The 17,454-nt window shown below is 41.7% G+C and carries 14 protein-coding genes; 11 read left to right on the plus strand and 3 right to left on the minus strand.

Annotated elements, in window-relative coordinates; genetic code table 11:
• Nucleotides 1-93 precede the first annotated feature (93 nt).
• The 3 genes from GUY17_RS14270 to fadI form a co-directional block, all read right to left on the minus strand.
• Nucleotides 94-306 (minus strand): hypothetical protein, encoded by a 213-nt coding sequence (locus GUY17_RS14270; RefSeq protein WP_101086592.1) that lies wholly within the window; start codon nt 304-306, stop codon nt 94-96.
• A 316-nt stretch (nt 307-622) separates the two neighbouring features.
• Nucleotides 623-2,749 carry a fatty acid oxidation complex subunit alpha FadJ gene (gene fadJ / locus GUY17_RS14275; protein WP_101087200.1) on the minus strand — a complete coding sequence of 709 codons (2,127 nt, stop codon included), beginning with the start codon at nt 2,747-2,749 and terminating at the stop codon, nt 623-625.
• A 5-nt stretch (nt 2,750-2,754) separates the two neighbouring features.
• A complete protein-coding gene (gene fadI / locus GUY17_RS14280) occupies nt 2,755-4,065 on the minus strand; it encodes an acetyl-CoA C-acyltransferase FadI (protein WP_059744448.1) in 1,311 nt (436 codons plus the stop codon).
• Between the two features lie 248 nt (nt 4,066-4,313).
• Here fadI and GUY17_RS14285 point away from each other — a divergent pair, with 248 nt between their 5' ends.
• From GUY17_RS14285 to GUY17_RS14335, 11 genes are all read left to right on the plus strand, one after another.
• On the plus strand, nt 4,314-5,270 hold the full coding sequence (locus GUY17_RS14285) for a MoxR family ATPase (RefSeq protein WP_059744447.1): 957 nt from the start codon (nt 4,314-4,316) through the stop codon (nt 5,268-5,270).
• A gap of 41 nt (nt 5,271-5,311) precedes the next feature.
• Complete coding sequence (locus GUY17_RS14290; RefSeq protein ID WP_162023534.1) at nt 5,312-6,247, plus strand: DUF58 domain-containing protein; 936 nt, start codon at nt 5,312-5,314, stop codon at nt 6,245-6,247.
• Nucleotides 6,248-6,796: a DUF4381 domain-containing protein gene (locus GUY17_RS14295; RefSeq protein ID WP_162023535.1), complete on the plus strand. Its 549-nt coding sequence runs from the start codon at nt 6,248-6,250 to the stop codon at nt 6,794-6,796.
• Entirely contained in the window at nt 6,790-7,809 is a 1,020-nt protein-coding gene (locus GUY17_RS14300; RefSeq protein WP_101086589.1) for a VWA domain-containing protein, read from the plus strand. Before GUY17_RS14295 ends, GUY17_RS14300 begins: the two co-directional genes overlap by 7 nt.
• Nucleotides 7,809-9,914: a VWA domain-containing protein gene (locus GUY17_RS14305; protein WP_162023536.1), complete on the plus strand. Its 2,106-nt coding sequence runs from the start codon at nt 7,809-7,811 to the stop codon at nt 9,912-9,914. The genes GUY17_RS14300 and GUY17_RS14305 overlap by 1 nt, the downstream gene beginning before the upstream one ends.
• Nucleotides 9,908-11,542 (plus strand): BatD family protein, encoded by a 1,635-nt coding sequence (locus tag GUY17_RS14310; RefSeq protein ID WP_162023537.1) that lies wholly within the window; start codon nt 9,908-9,910, stop codon nt 11,540-11,542. Before GUY17_RS14305 ends, GUY17_RS14310 begins: the two co-directional genes overlap by 7 nt.
• 101 nt (nt 11,543-11,643) lie before the next feature.
• Nucleotides 11,644-12,207, plus strand: a complete 564-nt coding sequence (locus GUY17_RS14315; protein ID WP_011638133.1) for a sigma-70 family RNA polymerase sigma factor — start codon at nt 11,644-11,646, stop codon at nt 12,205-12,207.
• The gene (locus GUY17_RS14320) at nt 12,200-12,907 is read left to right on the plus strand and encodes a DUF3379 domain-containing protein (protein ID WP_101086586.1); all 708 of its coding nucleotides are present in this window, start codon (nt 12,200-12,202) and stop codon (nt 12,905-12,907) included. The genes GUY17_RS14315 and GUY17_RS14320 overlap by 8 nt, the downstream gene beginning before the upstream one ends.
• A gap of 134 nt (nt 12,908-13,041) precedes the next feature.
• The gene (gene putP, locus GUY17_RS14325; RefSeq protein ID WP_162023538.1) at nt 13,042-14,502 is read left to right on the plus strand and encodes a sodium/proline symporter PutP; all 1,461 of its coding nucleotides are present in this window, start codon (nt 13,042-13,044) and stop codon (nt 14,500-14,502) included.
• 406 nt (nt 14,503-14,908) lie between these two features.
• Nucleotides 14,909-16,192: an OmpP1/FadL family transporter gene (locus GUY17_RS14330; protein ID WP_101086584.1), complete on the plus strand. Its 1,284-nt coding sequence runs from the start codon at nt 14,909-14,911 to the stop codon at nt 16,190-16,192.
• Nucleotides 16,193-16,392: 200 nt separating this feature from the next.
• Entirely contained in the window at nt 16,393-17,454 is a 1,062-nt protein-coding gene (locus tag GUY17_RS14335; RefSeq protein ID WP_162023539.1) for an efflux RND transporter periplasmic adaptor subunit, read from the plus strand.

Genomic DNA, 17,454 nt, shown 5'->3' on the forward strand with positions numbered 1-17,454 from the left:
GATTAACCATCAGCCATAAAAAAAGGAGCATAAGCTCCTTTTTTGTTGTTTTGAATTTGAATTTGAATTTTTATATAGCAAACTAAAATGAGTTTAACCTTCTATTCTATAGCGGCCATGTCGCCAAACCTTCATATCAGCCAAGCGTTTGTGGGTGCTAAACAATGGGTAAGTGAGTGGCCCTAATATACAACCTACACATCCCCATCGCTTTACGGCTAAACCATGCTGATAAGCTGCAAAACCAAATAAAAAACCACTACTAATACTCACTAAAATAAGCATGAATAACCAACTAAACTGCATTATCGCTGACTCCAAATAACTCAGTTAACTTAATCCCTACTTATACAACATTACGATTCATCTTTGACTCGCAAGCAATCATGTTAACGCCATTATATCGAGGTGATTACAGCTTAATGGCGAAATATCATTCGTATGATCGTTTACGCTATCATCCTTGACTTATCATACTAAATAACGGGCATTATACCGTAAAGAAGTATCTGATTGATTAAAAATAAGGCAAAGGTATGCCTTTGTTACATAAAAAAGCGGCAATTCACTGCCGCTTTTTTACAATTTGATAACTAAATATTATCAATAACAATCACTCGGTTTACTTTTTATAAAATTGGCTGCCATCACTAGCCATTTTTACTAACGTATCACACGGTGCGAAACGGTCACCGTACAGTGATTGATAACCTTGTAAAGTTGCCACTAAATTACTTGCACCTAAGGTGTCGATATAACGGAACGGGCCGCCCAAGAATGGCGGGAAGCCAATACCGAATATAGCACCGATGTCACCATCTCTTGCAGAGGCAATAATCCCTTCTTCAAGACAACGAACAGCTTCATTGAGCATTTGAATAGTACAACGCTCTGCCACATCTTTTGCTTCTTTATCCGAAGCGATTAAGATATCGAGCACTTTGTAAACGGATTCATCAACCAATTTGGCTTTTTTAGCTTTAGGTCCGTATTGATAGAAACCTTTACCATTTTTACGACCCTTACGGTCATCGGCTAATAACTTGTCAAATGCTGCAGGTGCTTTAAAGCGATCGCCGAGCTCTTTTTCTAAAATTGGCGAAATTTTAGCACCTACGTCAATGCCCACTTCATCAAGCAAAGTCATCGGTCCCACAGGGAAACCAAACTTCACTAATGCGCGATCTAGGTGTTCAACACGTTGACCTTCAAGTAATAACTGCGCAGCTTCGTTCATATACAGGGCTAGAATACGGTTTACATAAAAACCTGCGCCGTCTTGAACCACAATAGGTGTCTTTCCTTGCTTGCGTGCAAACGCCACTGTAGTTGCAATCGTTTCTGGCGATGTGGTTTTATGGGCAATCACCTCAACTAACGGCATTTTTTCTACCGGAGAAAAGTAATGTAGGCCAATCACATTTTCAGGACGACTTGCCGCTGCGGCAATCTGACCAATCGGTAATGAAGACGTATTAGAAGCAAAAATGGTGTTTTCACCACATTCACGCTCAACGTCTTGAACCATTTTATGTTTAAGTGCTAAATCTTCAAATACCGCTTCAACAACGATATCGGCATCTTTAATACCTGTATATTCAGTCGTCGTTGTCATTAATGCCATGATATTGTCACGCGCTATAGGTGTCATATGACGACGCTTAACGCCTTTATCTAGCAGTTTGTAAGCATATGATAGTGCGTTACTTAATCCCTGCTCTGAAATGTCTTTGACACGCGCTGGAATTTTAGCTTTAGTGGTTGTTACAGACGCAATACCACCGCCCATTAACCCACCGCCTAATACCATTACTTTTTTAACTTTGCGTGGCACAGCACCTTCAGCACCAGTTTCTTTTTTCATTTCAGTGGTGGCAAAGAACAAGCTACGTAATGCTGCCGACTCTTTCGACATCACTAAATTAGCAAAATGAGTTGCTTCAACCTCAAGCCCTTTCACCATGCCTTTATTCATACCTTGACGAACACAATCGATGATTTTAGCTGGCGCAGGATAATTCCCCTGAGTTTTTTTCATTACCTGTTTGCGAGCTTGATCAAACATAATATCGCGAGTAAATGAAGATGATTCTAAAAACTGATTAATTTTAGATTGCACCACAGGTTTTGCAGCTTGTTTACTTTTTTTTGCTAGCTCTATCGCGGTTTCAAGCAAAATAGAGTTAGGCACAACATCATTCACTAACCCCATTTTTAATGCTTGTTTAGGACGAATTTGCTTGCCAGTAAGCATCATATCTAACGCAGTTGCAATTCCGACTAGTCGAGGTAAACGCTGAGTACCGCCGCCGCCGGGCAACAAACCCAGTTGCACTTCAGGCACCCCTAGCATGGTTTTTTTATCGTCACTGCATACGCGTAAATGACACGCTAGCGCTAATTCTAAGCCACCACCTAAACAAGCACCATTGATAGCAGCAACAACAGGAATTGATAATCCTTCAAGCTCAGAAAAAACCACATGACCTTGTTGTGACAATGCCTTAGCATCAGCTTCACTCTTGCAAGCTGCTAACATGGTGATATCGGCACCGGCAACAAACGAATCAGCCTTACCAGATATAACAACCAAGCCTTTAATGCTGTTATCAGCTTTGATTTCAGTTAATATTTCACTAATTTCAGGACCAAATTGTTCTTTTAAGGTGTTCATGGTTTCGCCAGGAACGTCCATTGTTAAAATGGCAATACCATCGTCACGACGAGCTAAATTAAATGTTTTTTCCATGCTCATTACTCCACCTCCAAAATCATTGCCACACCTAAACCGCCAGCAGCACAAGCAGTTGCTAAACCAGTACCACCACCACGACGCTTAAGTTCATTACACACTTGGGTAATCAAACGCGTACCGGTTGCCGCAAAAGGATGACCATAGGCTAATGAACCGCCTAATACGTTAAACTTACTCATGTCTATTTCGCCTATCGCGCGATTGCGACCCAGCTTCTCTGCTGCAAACTTTTTAGAACCAAACATCTGCATATTGGCCAATGTTTGTGCCGCAAATGCTTCGTGCATTTCAATCAGCGTTAAATCTTCTAATTCCATTCCAGCACGTTTTAATGCTAATGGCGTCGCATACGAAGGCCCCATTAACATGTCTTGCCATACATCGATGGCCGTAAACGCATAACTCTTGATGTAACCAATAGGTTGATACCCTAAGGCTTTAGCACGACCTTCACTCATTAAAATAATGGCCGATGCACCATCGGTTAATGGCGTGCTGTTGGCGGCAGTAACGGTACCGTGCTTACGGTCAAATGCGGGACGCAATTTGGCGTAAGACTCTAATACAGAGTTTTCACGAATATTATTATCACGATCAATAAACTGTTTGTAAGGTGGAATATGAGCTGTCATCACTTCTTGTTGAAGCACGCCAGAATTCCACGTTTCAGTAGCCAATGTATGTGAACGATGCGCTAATGCATCTTGATCTGCACGGCTAATGTTGTAAGTCTTAGCCATTTGTTCTGCGGTTTGCCCCATAGACAAACCCGTTGAATACTCAGCAACCGCTGGCGGTACCGGCATCAGGTCTTTCAAGCCTAAACGACGTGCAATCGCAAATTTTTGCTTAAAAGTACGCGCTTTATTTAAATCGACTAAAGCATGTGCAAGCTTTTTTGATACTCCAATAGGTAGTACTGAAGACGAGTCAGACCCACCAGCTAAGCCGATTTCAATATTGCCGGTCATAATTGATTCAGCTACGTTAACCGCCGACTGAAAACTGGTTGCACAAGCTCGGGTGACAGAGTAAGCATCTGTTGACACATTCATGCCAGTACCTAGTACAATTTCACGAGCAATATTGGGTGCTGCAGGCATTTGCACAACTTGACCATAGACAAGCTGCTCAATTAACTGAGAGTCGATTTCAGAGCGAGACAGCAACTCATTAACCACCATTTTGCCCATATCTAGCGCTGATACGCCATGAAAGGCGGTTGCTTGCTTTGCAAATGGTGTTCTTAAACCGGCAACAATCGCAATGCGCTCACCCCGGGAATTTGTTACTTGTTGTCTATCACTCATGTGTCACCCTCTATTATTGTTAGCTTATCTCGGCTCTGCCGGTAAATTTTTATTTTGCCAGATAATCTGGTCAGACCATCAAAGTGTGACCTGATTCTAACTTTTTATTGAATAGTTTTAAACAGGCGTTTACAACTATCTACTTCATAAAGAGTTAAATTGTGTTAATCCTACTAGCCAAAAACCAATAGAATTCATAACATAGGGTGTAATAATCCCAATGCCAACTAAATAAATTGAGTACAGCTATGCCGTTAAGTCGTTTCCACTCACTACGCACCTATTTAGATAATGTTGTCTTAGGTCAACCCGTATTAACTGAGAACTTGCTGATAGCACTTATCGCAAACGGACATTTATTAGTTGAAGGTCCTCCTGGCTTAGCCAAAACTCGTGCAGTAAAAGCATTATGTGATGGAGTAGAAGGCGAGTTTCATCGTATTCAGTTCACTCCCGATTTATTGCCTGCCGATTTAACTGGCACTGATATTTATCGTCAGCAAACAGGGACATTCGAATTTGAAGCGGGGCCAATTTTCCATAATCTAATCCTAGCAGATGAAATTAATCGTGCCCCAGCTAAAGTTCAGTCAGCGCTATTAGAAGCCATGGCTGAAGGCCAGGTTACCGTTGGTAAAAATAGTTATCCTTTACCACCACTATTCTTAGTGATGGCTACACAGAATCCGCTAGAAAACGAAGGTACTTATCCGCTGCCAGAAGCGCAATTAGATCGTTTTTTAATGCACTTAAATCTCGATTATCCTAGCGCAGAAACCGAAGTCGAAATCTTACGCCAATCGCGTAAAGAGGCCAAAACACATCAGTTGCCTACGATAGACCCCGTCGCACAAGCCGATGTGTTTGCAGCAAGAGATCAGGCATTAGATATTTACTTAGCTGAACCGTTAGAGAAATACATCGTTGAAATTGTGATGGCGACTCGACAACCTGCGCGCTACAGTGCTGATTTAGCTAAATGGCTTGAATATGGTGTCAGTCCTCGCGCCACAATTTCACTGGAACGTTGCGCCAGAGCGCGTGCTTGGTTACATGAACGAGACTTTGTTTCACCAGAAGACATTCAAGCTGTTGCGCCTAATGTGTTACGTCACCGTTTGTTACTCAGTTATCAAGCGCAAGCGGAAGGCGTTACGGCAGATCAGGTGATTGATCACATTCTTAGTCAAGTTGCCGTACCGTAAATGTTGCAGCACGAGCACCTATTATTAAGCATGATTAGATTATGATGAACCCAACTAATTCATTACCACTTTACAGTGATGGTGTGAGCTTAAATGAGCAAGAGCTTATTGCTTGTCAAAGCTTATCCCGCGCCATACCCGATCGCAAATCGCGGGCGAAAGCAGCATTGTCTGGTCACCGAAGCAGCCAAATAAAAGGCCGCGGTATGGAGTTTGCTGAAGTACGTCATTACCAAAATGGAGATGACGTTCGTACTATAGACTGGCGAGTCACTGCACGAACAGGTGTTGCACATACTAAGTTGTTTGTTGAAGAACGCGAACGCCCTATCCTGCTATTGATAGACTTGAGCCACAGCTTATACTTTGGCTCCCAGCTACTATTACAATCGGTACAAGTGGCTCATTTAGCCACAACGTTAGGTTGGAATGCCATTAACCATGGCGATAGACTCGGGGCATTAATTGCCAGTGAAAGTACTCACTTAGAGCTAAAGCCACGTAGTCGCCGCCAAGGTATTTTACAGTTAACCTCAGGGTTAATTGATGTCCATCAACAGCAATTAAACCAAATAAATCAATTAACACCCGATCCCGGCCATATGTTTAAAGCCTGCCAACGGCTACAGCGCATTGCTAAGCCTGGGTCACTTATTTGGATTATTACTGACGGCCAACATATCAACCAGCAATGTTTAGCGCCTTTAACAGAGTTGTCGCGTCACTGTGATATTGGTGCCTTTGTGGTAACCGATCCATTAAGGCAGGGAACCTTAGCGTTACCCAAACAATTTTCTTTACCCGTACGAGATGGCCAACAACAGCTGACCCTAACACGTCAAAGTTATGAAGCCTGGTTAAGTACTCAGCAACAGCAGTTACAGCAATTCGTCTCATTAATGAATATGATAAAAGTACAACCTAAATTCATCGATGCCGCTAAACCGCTCAGTGCACAATTGGATATTTTACGTTAAATGACCACTGCTAACTTACCAACACAGCCATTGCCGATTGATGCCAAAGCCTCCGCTTTAGCGCAAATGCAAGATATTGTATTACCAGAGCCAATCAGTGCAGTGCCTATCGCACCTGGATATTGGATAATTGCAGCAATATTAATAACCTTAGCAATCTGGTTAGTTAAGCGTTTATATAAACAACATCAATATCATGCACCACGAAAAATAGCGCTGACGTTACTAGATAGCTATGATATTGAAGATGATACCTTTGCAGCACAGGTTAACAGCTTACTCAAACGCACCGCACTTACCTATTTACCGCGTGAACACCTCGCTAAACTCAACGGTCAGCCTTGGTTTGATTGGTTAGATACTCGCCTCGCCTCTGGCCAGCAACATAAAATTGGTCAACTATTAATTAAGCGACATCAAGCAAGTGGTTTAGATCAAACCGAAAAAGCTCAATTAAAATCTTTAGCGAAAGCCTGGCTAAGCAATAAACGTCCTTTTAGTGATACAACGTTATCATCCAATAATTCATATCTGGAGGCCAAATGCTAGCATTTTATTGGCCATGGTTATTAATCTTACTGCCGCTTCCGTTGTTGATAAAACGCATCAACATACATAATGTCGGCGGACATCTACAGCTACCCGGCATCGCTACAACGGTTACAGTGTCCAGCTCAGTAAACCGAAAAAGCAGCAGAAAACGTTACTGGCTAATGTGGATATTGTTGTTGTTAGCAATCGCTCGACCACAGTGGCTTGGCGATCCCATAGAATTACCGGCAAAAGGCCGTGATTTAATGATTGCGGTGGATTTATCCGGCAGTATGCAAATTGAAGACATGGTCATAAATGGACAAACTGTTAACAGGTTTACCCTAATACAACATGTACTTAGTGACTTTATCGAACGTCGTAAAGGTGACAGACTCGGACTTATTTTATTTGCTGATCATGCTTATTTACAAGCCCCACTCACCTTAGACCGCCGCTCTGTTGCTACATTTTTAGATGATGCTCAGATAGGGTTAGTCGGCAAGCAAACCGCTATCGGTGAAGCCATTGCACTTGCGGTTAAGCGCTTTGATAAAGTTGACGAAAGTAATCGAGTGCTCATTCTGTTAACGGATGGCTCTAATAATGCAGGTAATATTGAACCAGAAGTCGCCGCACAAATTGCCGCGAAACGTAACATCACTATTTATACTATCGGGGTTGGCGCTGAAATATTAGAACGCCGAACTATTTTTGGAAAAGAGCGCATTAATCCATCAATGGACTTAGACGAAGGCCAACTCAAAAAATTAGCTGCCATGACTAAGGGGCGTTATTTTAGAGCCCGAAACAGTGAAGAGTTAGCCAGCATTTATCAAGAAATAGACAAGTTAGAACCGGTGAGTCGTGATCAATTGAGTTATCGTCCCAAAAGTGAGTTATTTTATTGGCCGTTATTAATGTCATTACTGATTAGTTTTTTAATCAGTTTGCAGCAACAATGGCCTGCCCAGTTATTGGCTAAAACCAACCAGACTAAAACTAACCAAACCAAAGAGGCGAATCAATAATGATCCATTTCATTCGCCCTGAATGGCTATTAGGGTTCATCCCGGTATTAATATTAAGTGCATTATTTTGGCGTAAACATAGCCAGCAATCAGCATGGAAACAATATATCGCCCCACATTTAAGTCAGTTACTAATCAGCCAAACGGTTGAGAAAAGTCATCAGCCCAAATGGCTATTAATTGCCAGTTGGATAGTCGCCGTGATTGCGCTTTCAGGGCCGGCATTAAATAAACAAAATCTGCCAGTATTTGCAACCGAACAAGGTCGAGTGCTCATTATGGATATGTCTCAGTCCATGTATGCCACCGACTTAAGTCCAAATCGCTTGTCCTACGCTAAATTTAGAGCGACCGACTTATTAAATGAATTAAAAGAAGGCGAAACAGGGTTGATTGCCTATGCTGGTGATGCTTATACCATTAGCCCGTTAACCCGCGACCGTGACACTATTTTAAACTTACTGCCAACATTATCACCCGATATTATGCCCACTAAAGGATCTAACTTAACAGCGGCGTTATCTCTAGCAGAAAAACTATTGGCTCAAGGTGGTCATGTCAGTGGCGATATTATTGTCATGACCGATGGCATTTCTGCACAACAATTTAATCAAGCAAGCAGCGCACTTAACAGCCGTTATCGTTTATCGATCATGGCTTTTGGCAGTAAACAAGGTGCACCCATTCGTTTAGCTGATGGTCAATTATTACGTGATAATAGTAATGAAATCGTTGTCGCTAAAACCGATTACGGTCTATTGCAGAAACTTGTCCAACAACACCAAGGGATCCTTGTGCCAGCTCAAACAGATGGTAGCGATATCTCCACCCTCACCCACTGGCTGGCAACTGATGGCAAGGCAACCGAAACGGATCTTGCAGGCGAAACTTGGCAAGATCTGGGTCCATATTTAGCTATGTTATTAATCATCCCGATGTTAATGAGTTTTAGGCAAGGATTCTTAACCCTCATGCTTAGCCCTAGCTTGCTATTCGCTACGGCAATGACATTTAGTCTAGCCAACAGTCAACCAGCACAAGCCTCTGTGTGGCAGGACTTATGGAAAACTAAAGACCAACAAGCACAGTCTGCATTTGAACAAGGTGAATTTACCCAAGCAGCGGAAACATTCGAAAACCAACAATGGCAAGCCTCTGCGCAATACAAAGCCGGTAATTATCAACAAGCGCTAGAAGGCTATGAACAAGACAGCAGCGCCCAAGGTTTATATAACCAAGGGAATGCCCTAATGCAGCTTAAAGATTATCAAGAGGCCATTAAGCGTTATCAACAAGCTATTGCGGCTCAATCACCGTTTACTGAAGCAAAACAGAATTTGACCTTAGCCCAGCAATTGCTTGAACAACAAAAAGAGTCATCAGATCAGCAATCTGATAAATCAGAGCAAGATCCATCTAACTCAAATGATGACAACTCAACATCAGAACAATCTTCTGATAACAATGAATCTCAACAAGCAGATTCCGACGAATCACAGTCTGGTGAACAGGAAAACCAACAAGGTCAACAAGACCAATCTGGCCAACAAAACCAACAACAGAACGCTGAAAACCAATCTGACAATAAAAATGATCGTTCATCTGATAATAATAAACCACAATCACAAAGTGATCAGCCATCAGACCGTGATGAACAACAAGATGATAAACAATCCGAATCGTCACAAAACGAAGCACAACAGCAAAATGGTCAGCAACAAAATGGTTCGGATCAACAATCATCAACCTCTGAAGATAACAACACTTCACAGCAAGATGATTCAACGCAAGATTCTCCAGCTAGTAACGAATCTAGCATGCAGGCCAGTGCGACTAAAAATGGAGACCAACAAGATGATGGCAACCAAAAAATGGGGACTGCACAGTCTTCAACAAAGCCAAGTGCAGAAGACATAAAAGATGGCAAACCATCAGAAATGATCTCGGCTTCACAAATTAATCAAGATGATTTGCCTGCAGATATGCAACGTGCCCTTCGCGCCATAAACGAAGATCCACAAGTGTTAATCCGCAATAAAATGCAGCTTGAATATCAAAAACGTCGTCAAAATAGTCAACCGCCTAAGGAAAATGAACAGTGGTAATCAGAACTTTTTTTAGCCTATTGCTATTCATCATTGCTGCACCGGTATTTGCACTTAGCCAAGTACAAGCAACCATAGACCGAAATCCAATTGTTACAGGCGAGTATTTCGTACTCGATATTATTGCCGATGATGATCTAAATGCGGGGGCATTAGATACCTCAGTATTGCTCGATGACTTTATTGTTGGAAGAACTAGCGTTGGCCGCAGCACTAAAATGGTTAACTTTGACACCACCAAAGAAACTCGCTGGCAGGTATTATTGTCACCTAAGTCAGTGGGCAATGTCACCATACCGGCGTTTAACATCAAAGGAATTAGCTCAAACCCAATTACCTTAAAAGTTATTCCACAAGGTTCAACTGCCGACGAAGTACAAAACGTATTTATTAACATCAACACTAGTGCCTCAGAAGCTTATGTCGGCCAATTAATCACTTATAAAGTAAAACTATACCTTGCAGTAGAATTACAACGAGGAGTATTAAGTGCTCCCGTTATTGAAGGCGCGCAAATCAAGCAAATAGGCGAAGACAAAGATGGCAGTGAGATCATTGATGGCCGTCGCTTTAGAGTAATTGAACGCACTTACGGTATTATTGCCGATCTGCCAGGGGAGTTAGTTATCAATGGCGCCAGTTTCTCAGGCGATGTACTTGTTGAAGCCCCTAGACGCGGAGGTATGTTTGGCTTTAATGAAAGTCGGCCAATGCAAACAGAAGCGGAAAGAGAAGTCATTCAAATCAATTCAACACCGCCAAGTTACCAAGGAAAATGGTTAGTCAGCGATATTGCGGTATTAAAAGAGACGTGGCCGGACGATATCAGCGAATTTGAAGTGGGCAGCCCAATTACCCGCACAATTAGTTTAATTGCATCTAATACCGATGACACTAGTTTACCCGACATCGATATTCCACTGGCCGACGGCTTAAAAGCTTATCCAGAAAAGCCGTTAAGACAAACTTTTGTTCGCGACAATCAAGTGGTATCACAATACAGTATCACTACTGCTATTGTGCCAACAAAACCAGGTACTTATACTCTACCTGAGATAAATGTTCCTTGGTGGAACCCACATCTTAAAAAGCAACAATTTGCCACATTGCCAGCCCGCACGATTAACGTGATAGGCAGCACAACGGCTACGACAGATATTCCACCAGCGGATAGTTTTAGCGCAGTTCAAGCCAGCGGATATTGGCCGTTACTGAGTGCTGTTCTGGCGGTATTATGGCTCATCACTTTAGTATTATGGCGTAAAGCAGCATCGGTAAACCGCACGTTGCCACAATTTAATCAAGACAATAAAAACCTCAAAATACCTAGAAAAACAGCAACGACTGGACTCAATGCAATTATTCATGCATGCGACCGTAACGACAGCAGTGCGGCGATTATTGCGGTACAAGCCTACTTTAGCGAACGTTTAGGTAAATTGATGACTTTGACTCAAATCAGCGGTTTATCAGAACAATTAGCGTTAGCAATGAATAAGCTACAAGCAGACAAATACAGCAATAAACCACAAGCGATTGATAAAAAATCGTTAATGGATGCCATTTTGGCTTATCAACAACCCCCTCTCGCCAATAAAAAATCAATAATAGCAGAGCTAAATCCATAACATTAAAAAGCTAAATAGTAGCTAGATGCTGCTATTTAGCTTGCTATTAATCCTCCTCCTTTTTAAGCTGTTACATATTATTAACTCAAAAAAGTTAAAAAATGTTTGATTCATTGCGAAAGAAAAAGTCCGAACCTGCGGTCTTATCTGAGATGCTAACAAAACAACGACGATACGATAGCCTTGTCAGGGCTCTTCACACCGACATATTTCGCTACGCCTTTTGGTTGTGTGGTGATAAACATGTTGCTGAAGATATTACTCAAGAAACGTTCTTAAGGGCGTGGCGTTCTTTGGACTCATTAAATGACGAAAAAGCGGCTAAAGCCTGGCTAATTACCATTTTAAGACGGGAAAATGCCAGACGTTTTGAGCGTAAACAATTTGACTACAGCGACGTAGAACAAGATTTACTTGAAGATGTACTATCGACAAGTCATGAAGAAGATACCGAGCAGTATTGGTTACGTCGTCAAATAGGTAAACTCGATATCGAATATCGAGAGCCGTTGTTATTGCAGCTGATTGGCGGGTTTAGTGGTGAAGAGATTGCCACCATGCTAGAACTCAATCGAAATACGGTAATGACCCGTTTATTTAGAGCCAGAAACCAGTTAAAAGACGCTCTCGAAGCACCAGAGGTAAGAGGTCAATCAAATGGATGATCTACAGTTTCGTCGCCATGCATACGGTGACCCCAATAATCAAGCCGACGATTTTTTAGCTCATTTAGCTGAAAATGAAGACGATGCTAAATTTGTCAAAGATCTACAAGCATTTGATCATAGACTCACTCAAGCACTCAATATTAGCGTGCCTGATGGGCTTGCTGATAAGTTAATTTTACGACAGCAATTGAGTCAGCATCAAAAAAACAAAAAACAGACCCGTTACTTAATGGCAATGGCTGCTTCAGTTGCCTTTATTGTGGGAGTTAGCTTTAGTTTATTACGCTTCACGCCAGTAAACTTAGGGGAAAACTCGTTGGCTCATGTTCATCATGAAACCAAAGCATTAGTGATGGAACAGGATATTGGTTTTAATGACGTAAACTTTAAACTAGCCAGTTTAGAAGGATTAAGTGATTCGAAATTTATCCAACAACCAGGCCGTGTTTTTTACACCTCTTATTGCGACTTCCAAGGTGTTAAATCATTGCATTTAGTGATGGCTGACGAGAACGGAAACAAAGTCACTTTGTTTATTGTGCCCGTCGAAAGTCGTATTGTGTTAGAAGAAGCATTTGCAGACAATCAATACAAAGGCCAAAGTTTTCAAACAGCCGACGCCTATATGGTGTTAGTGGGCGAGCCCGCTTCTGACCTTGAGTTTGTCAAAAAAGAAGTTGAAAACACCTTTATATAATTTATAAATTAATGATTTAAAATCCGCTACTTCATTGGAATAGCGGATTTTTTTTCATCTTAAAAAATCAAAGTGTGAACTAGATCAAACTTCTGCTAGCATGTCGACCATAAAAATAATCACCTGGAAGCAATATGGAAATTCAAACACCAATCATCATTACCTTTATCGGATATCTTGCCTTAATGATGGGTATCGGTTACTGGGCTTATCGTAAAACAGACACTGTTGATGATTACATTCTCGGTGGTCGCAAAATGGGGCCCGCAGTAACAGCGTTAAGTGTTGGCGCATCAGATATGTCTGGTTGGTTGTTATTAGGCTTACCTGGCGCGGTGTATTTAAGTGGTTTAGGTGAAGCCTGGATTGGATTCGGGTTAGTGTTTGGTGCGTGGCTTAATTGGTTATTTGTTGCAAAACGACTGCGAATTTATACCCAAGTTGCCAATAATTCTTTGACGTTACCCGATTTTTTTGAAAACCGTTTTAATGACTCTCATGGACTATTGAAATTGGTTTCGGCATTAACGATCCTGATCTTTTTCACTTTCTATGCTTCTTCAGGCATGGTGGGCGGTGCGATATTATTTGAAAAAGTATTCGGCCTCGATTATAACCTCGCCTTACTGATCGGTTCATTCATCATTGTGTCTTATACTTTCGTAGGTGGATTTTTTGCCGTCAGCTGGACTGACTTCTTTCAAGGCTGCTTAATGTTAATTGCATTATTAATTGTACCCATTGCAATTTTCAGCCAACCCGATACTCAAGCAAGTTTTGAACAAATCGATCCTGCTATGTTGTCGTTTATTAACGAAAACACCACCGTCATTGGACTCGTGTCGCTATTGGCGTGGGGATTAGGTTATTTCGGCCAACCGCATATTTTGTCTCGTTTTATGGCTATCGGCAGTCCAAAAGATTTAGTGTTATCTCGTCGTATCGCCATGAGCTGGATGTTAGTGTCGTTAGTTGGTGCCTTAGCAACGGGTATTGCCGGTAGTCTTTATTTTGCTGCAGAGCCACTTGATAACTCAGAAACAGTATTTATTCATTTAGCCCATGCCGCTTTTAATCCATGGATTGGCGGCTTGCTGATTGCAGCTATTTTGTCTGCCATTATGAGTACTATTGACTCACAATTACTGGTTTGCTCTAGTGTCATCACAGAAGACTTTTACCTTAAATGGTTACGTCCACAAGCCAGCAGTAAAGAGTTAATGTTAGTAGGCCGTATTGGCGTTATTGCCATTGCATTAGTAGCCGGCGTTGTTGCACTTAATCCTGAAAGCAGCGTATTAGGACTCGTCAGTTATGCATGGGCTGGGTTTGGAGCTGCATTTGGTCCCGTGGTGTTATTATCACTATTTTGGCAAGGTTATAGCCGTAATGGTGCGATATCAACCATTCTAGTGGGTGCTTTAACCGTTGTCGTGTGGAAACAACTGACTGGCGGTATTTTTGAGTTGTATGAAATCGTCCCTGGATTTATTTTCGCAATGTTAGTGGGGGTAATCGTCAGTAAAATGTCACCACCAACACCGAAAACTATCGCCGACTTTGCCGATTTTCGTGAATCTTTAAAAACACAATAAACTCCAATAAAAGGCTGTATTAGTCATTTTAATAGCTCAACCGCTGTAATTGCAGAGGTTGAGCTACTAATCTTATAATCGAGTGTCAATACCAACGAATGACCTAACAAGCTTCGATGAATCTCATCTGATTAGTCTCTAAAATCCACTATGAATAAACTTTAACTTAAACTAACTGCACAGTAATGGTTGTCTAAAACTGCTGATAAATTTACATATACTGCCATGCTATCAAACACCTACTTCACCATTAAAAACCAGAATTAACTTAATATTAACAACAACTAACATCTGGTCGGAGTTGTTACATTAGTCACACTTACCTAATATGCCTAAAATTTTGACCGTCAAATGCTTGAAGTGAATAAACTTTGTGCAAAACGGTAATAATAAATGGGACATAATAATGAATAAATTCCACAAGACCCTCATTGCTACCGCGGTAGGACTACTCAGTGCACAAGCATCCGCTGCTGGTTTTCAGTTAAACAGCCAATCTGCTACTGGTATTGGTCGTGCAATGGCGGGTGATGCCGTTATTGCTGACAACGCATCGGTTCTATCTCGTAATCCTGCAGCCATGGCTCTTTTTGATGAAACAGCGCTATCTTTAGGTGTTGTTTATGCAGACATTGATGTATCAGTATCTGATGCACAAGGCAGTTTTGCCGGACAAGACGTTGCTTTTGGTAGTGAGCATAATGCTGCAGAAGCAAAAGTTATCCCCAATTTTTATTACATCAATCCAATTAATGACAAAATGGCGTTTGGCGTTGCGGTATTCAGTAACTACGGCACTGGCACCGATTTAGGTGACTTGGCAAACAGAACCCCTACCATTAGCGGCAATGCAGTACCACTGCCACCTCCAGTAGACTTACTCGGTAATACAGAAGTGGTTACTATTAACTTCAACACCAGTATGTCTTATCGCATTAATGATGAGTTCAGTTTTGGTTTTGGTGTTGATGCCGTTTACGGCAGCGGAACCTTAACTCGTACTAGCGAAAACCCACAGATTGGCAGCCTAGTCGATGTCGATGCAGATGGTTGGGCATTAGGTGGGATTGTTGGTGTTGTGTATGAAGTTAATCCAGATAATCGCTTTGGGTTAAGTTATCGTATTAGCCCAAAACTTACCGCCAAAGGTGATGTAAATTATCTTTACACTGAATACAATGAAATTGATATTCCTATCGCTGACATTGCTCAGTTTGCCGGTTTCCACCAGCTAACGGATAAATTTGCCGTGCATTACACTGCACAGTGGACCAATTGGAGTGCATTCGACAAAATCGTGGTTAAAGATGGTGCCAATGGTGTCGACCAAGCAGATTTAAAAGAATACCACTGGAAAGATTCGTGGTTCTTAAGCCTAGGCGCGACTTATAACCTCACTCAAGACTGGACTTTACGCGCAGGTGTCGCAACCGATCAGGGCGTAGTTAATCAGCATTCATCATTATCAATACCTGATTCTGATCGTACTTGGTACACCGCGGGTGTGAGTTACGATTTAAATGCAAAATCAAGCGTTGATTTAGGTATCGCTTTTGTACGCGGAGAAGATGTTACTGTACTAGAAAATAGTAACCTTCTTGCTCAAGTGCCTGGCTACAACAGTGAGATTTCAGCACAAACGCGTTCAAATGCGGTTTACTACTCAGTACAATATAACTACAGTTTTTAATTAGCAGTATTTACCCTTTTTTAGCCCGCTCACCACGGGCTAAAAGTTTCCAACCAAGCCGCCTTTTATTGTTAATTGGCGGTTTTTTTATGCCATTTATATCATAGGGTTCTAATCTATACGATTTTACAATATATCGGTTGCTTAACGGTGCAAAGTCCATTAGAATTTTCTTATAGACTTCACATTAGGCTATCACTATGTCTCGCTTATCTAATAATTTATTCCTCGGCACAATTCTCGCAACAACGGTACTAGCCACAATAGTATCCTATACAGTGCAAGCCTCTGATGTTGCTACATTAAAGCTAGAGTATTCAGAACAATATCAACCCCGTATTTATGATGCAAAAATTGAAGCAATTAAAGCGGCAACGATTTCTGCACAAACCTCAGGACGGATTATTAATATTCATTTTGATGTGAATGATCTCGTCCCACAAGGCGCTGCATTATTAGAAATCACCAATAAAGAGCAAGGCGCAGGATACGCGGGGGCAGAAGCGGATCTCGCTAAAGCAGAAGCGCTAAACAGTGAGGCCCAAGCACAATATCTTCGTTATAAAACATTGTTTCCCAAGGGCGCCATATCAAAAGGTGCCATGGATGAAGCCACTGCAAAAGCAAAATCCAGCAAACAAGCAGTCAGTGCTGCTCAAGCACAGTTAATAAAGGCCAAAGAGAGTTTAAATTACACTGTCGTGAGTGCGCCTTTTAGTGGCCGAATGACCCATCGATTTATCGAACAAGGTGAAACCATATCTTACGGCCAAGCGTTGTTCTCTGGCTACGATACTCAACACCTTAGAGCTGTATTTCAAATTCCCCAGCAAGACGTTGCTCAGGTGCAACAACAGGAGCAAGTGAGTGTTCAATTGTTCAACGGCGATGAAATCATTTCAAATGATGTTAACGTCTATCAATTTGCCGATCCGTTAACTCATCAGCATCAAGTCAGAGTCAATATTGATGCCAGTAACATGGAAGACGTCATTGTAGGTCAGTGGATTAAGGTAGTCGTTAACTTCCCTAGTCGAACGAGTTTAATGATCCCATTATCGGCCATACATCAAGTCAGTGACTTAACGTCAGTGTATCGTAAACATTCAGACAAGATTGTGCTTAACCAAGTGCGTATCGGCCGAGTAGACCATCAGAATAATACTGCTGAAGTATTATCAGGGTTAATGGAAGGCGATGAAATTGTTATCAATGCTGGACGATATTTAATTATGTCCTCAGCAGCAAAAGGTCAGGAGTAA

It is taken from the genome of Shewanella sp. Arc9-LZ (assembly GCF_010092445.1).
Classification (GTDB): domain Bacteria; phylum Pseudomonadota; class Gammaproteobacteria; order Enterobacterales; family Shewanellaceae; genus Shewanella.

Excerpts from the sequence above, each read along its gene's own strand:
- GUY17_RS14270 (WP_101086592.1), bottom strand. The coding sequence starts at position 306 with ATGCAGTTTAGTTGGTTATTCATGCTTATTTTAGTGAGTATTAGTAGT.
- fadJ (WP_101087200.1), bottom strand. The coding sequence starts at position 2,749 with ATGGAAAAAACATTTAATTTAGCTCGTCGTGACGATGGTATTGCCATT.
- fadI (WP_059744448.1), bottom strand. The coding sequence starts at position 4,065 with ATGAGTGATAGACAACAAGTAACAAATTCCCGGGGTGAGCGCATTGCG.
- GUY17_RS14285 (WP_059744447.1), top strand. The coding sequence starts at position 4,314 with ATGCCGTTAAGTCGTTTCCACTCACTACGCACCTATTTAGATAATGTT.
- GUY17_RS14290 (WP_162023534.1), top strand. The coding sequence starts at position 5,312 with ATGATGAACCCAACTAATTCATTACCACTTTACAGTGATGGTGTGAGC.
- GUY17_RS14295 (WP_162023535.1), top strand. The coding sequence starts at position 6,248 with ATGACCACTGCTAACTTACCAACACAGCCATTGCCGATTGATGCCAAA.
- GUY17_RS14300 (WP_101086589.1), top strand. The coding sequence starts at position 6,790 with ATGCTAGCATTTTATTGGCCATGGTTATTAATCTTACTGCCGCTTCCG.
- GUY17_RS14305 (WP_162023536.1), top strand. The coding sequence starts at position 7,809 with ATGATCCATTTCATTCGCCCTGAATGGCTATTAGGGTTCATCCCGGTA.
- GUY17_RS14315 (WP_011638133.1), top strand. The coding sequence starts at position 11,644 with ATGTTTGATTCATTGCGAAAGAAAAAGTCCGAACCTGCGGTCTTATCT.
- GUY17_RS14320 (WP_101086586.1), top strand. The coding sequence starts at position 12,200 with ATGGATGATCTACAGTTTCGTCGCCATGCATACGGTGACCCCAATAAT.
- putP (WP_162023538.1), top strand. The coding sequence starts at position 13,042 with ATGGAAATTCAAACACCAATCATCATTACCTTTATCGGATATCTTGCC.
- GUY17_RS14330 (WP_101086584.1), top strand. The coding sequence starts at position 14,909 with ATGAATAAATTCCACAAGACCCTCATTGCTACCGCGGTAGGACTACTC.
- GUY17_RS14335 (WP_162023539.1), top strand. The coding sequence starts at position 16,393 with ATGTCTCGCTTATCTAATAATTTATTCCTCGGCACAATTCTCGCAACA.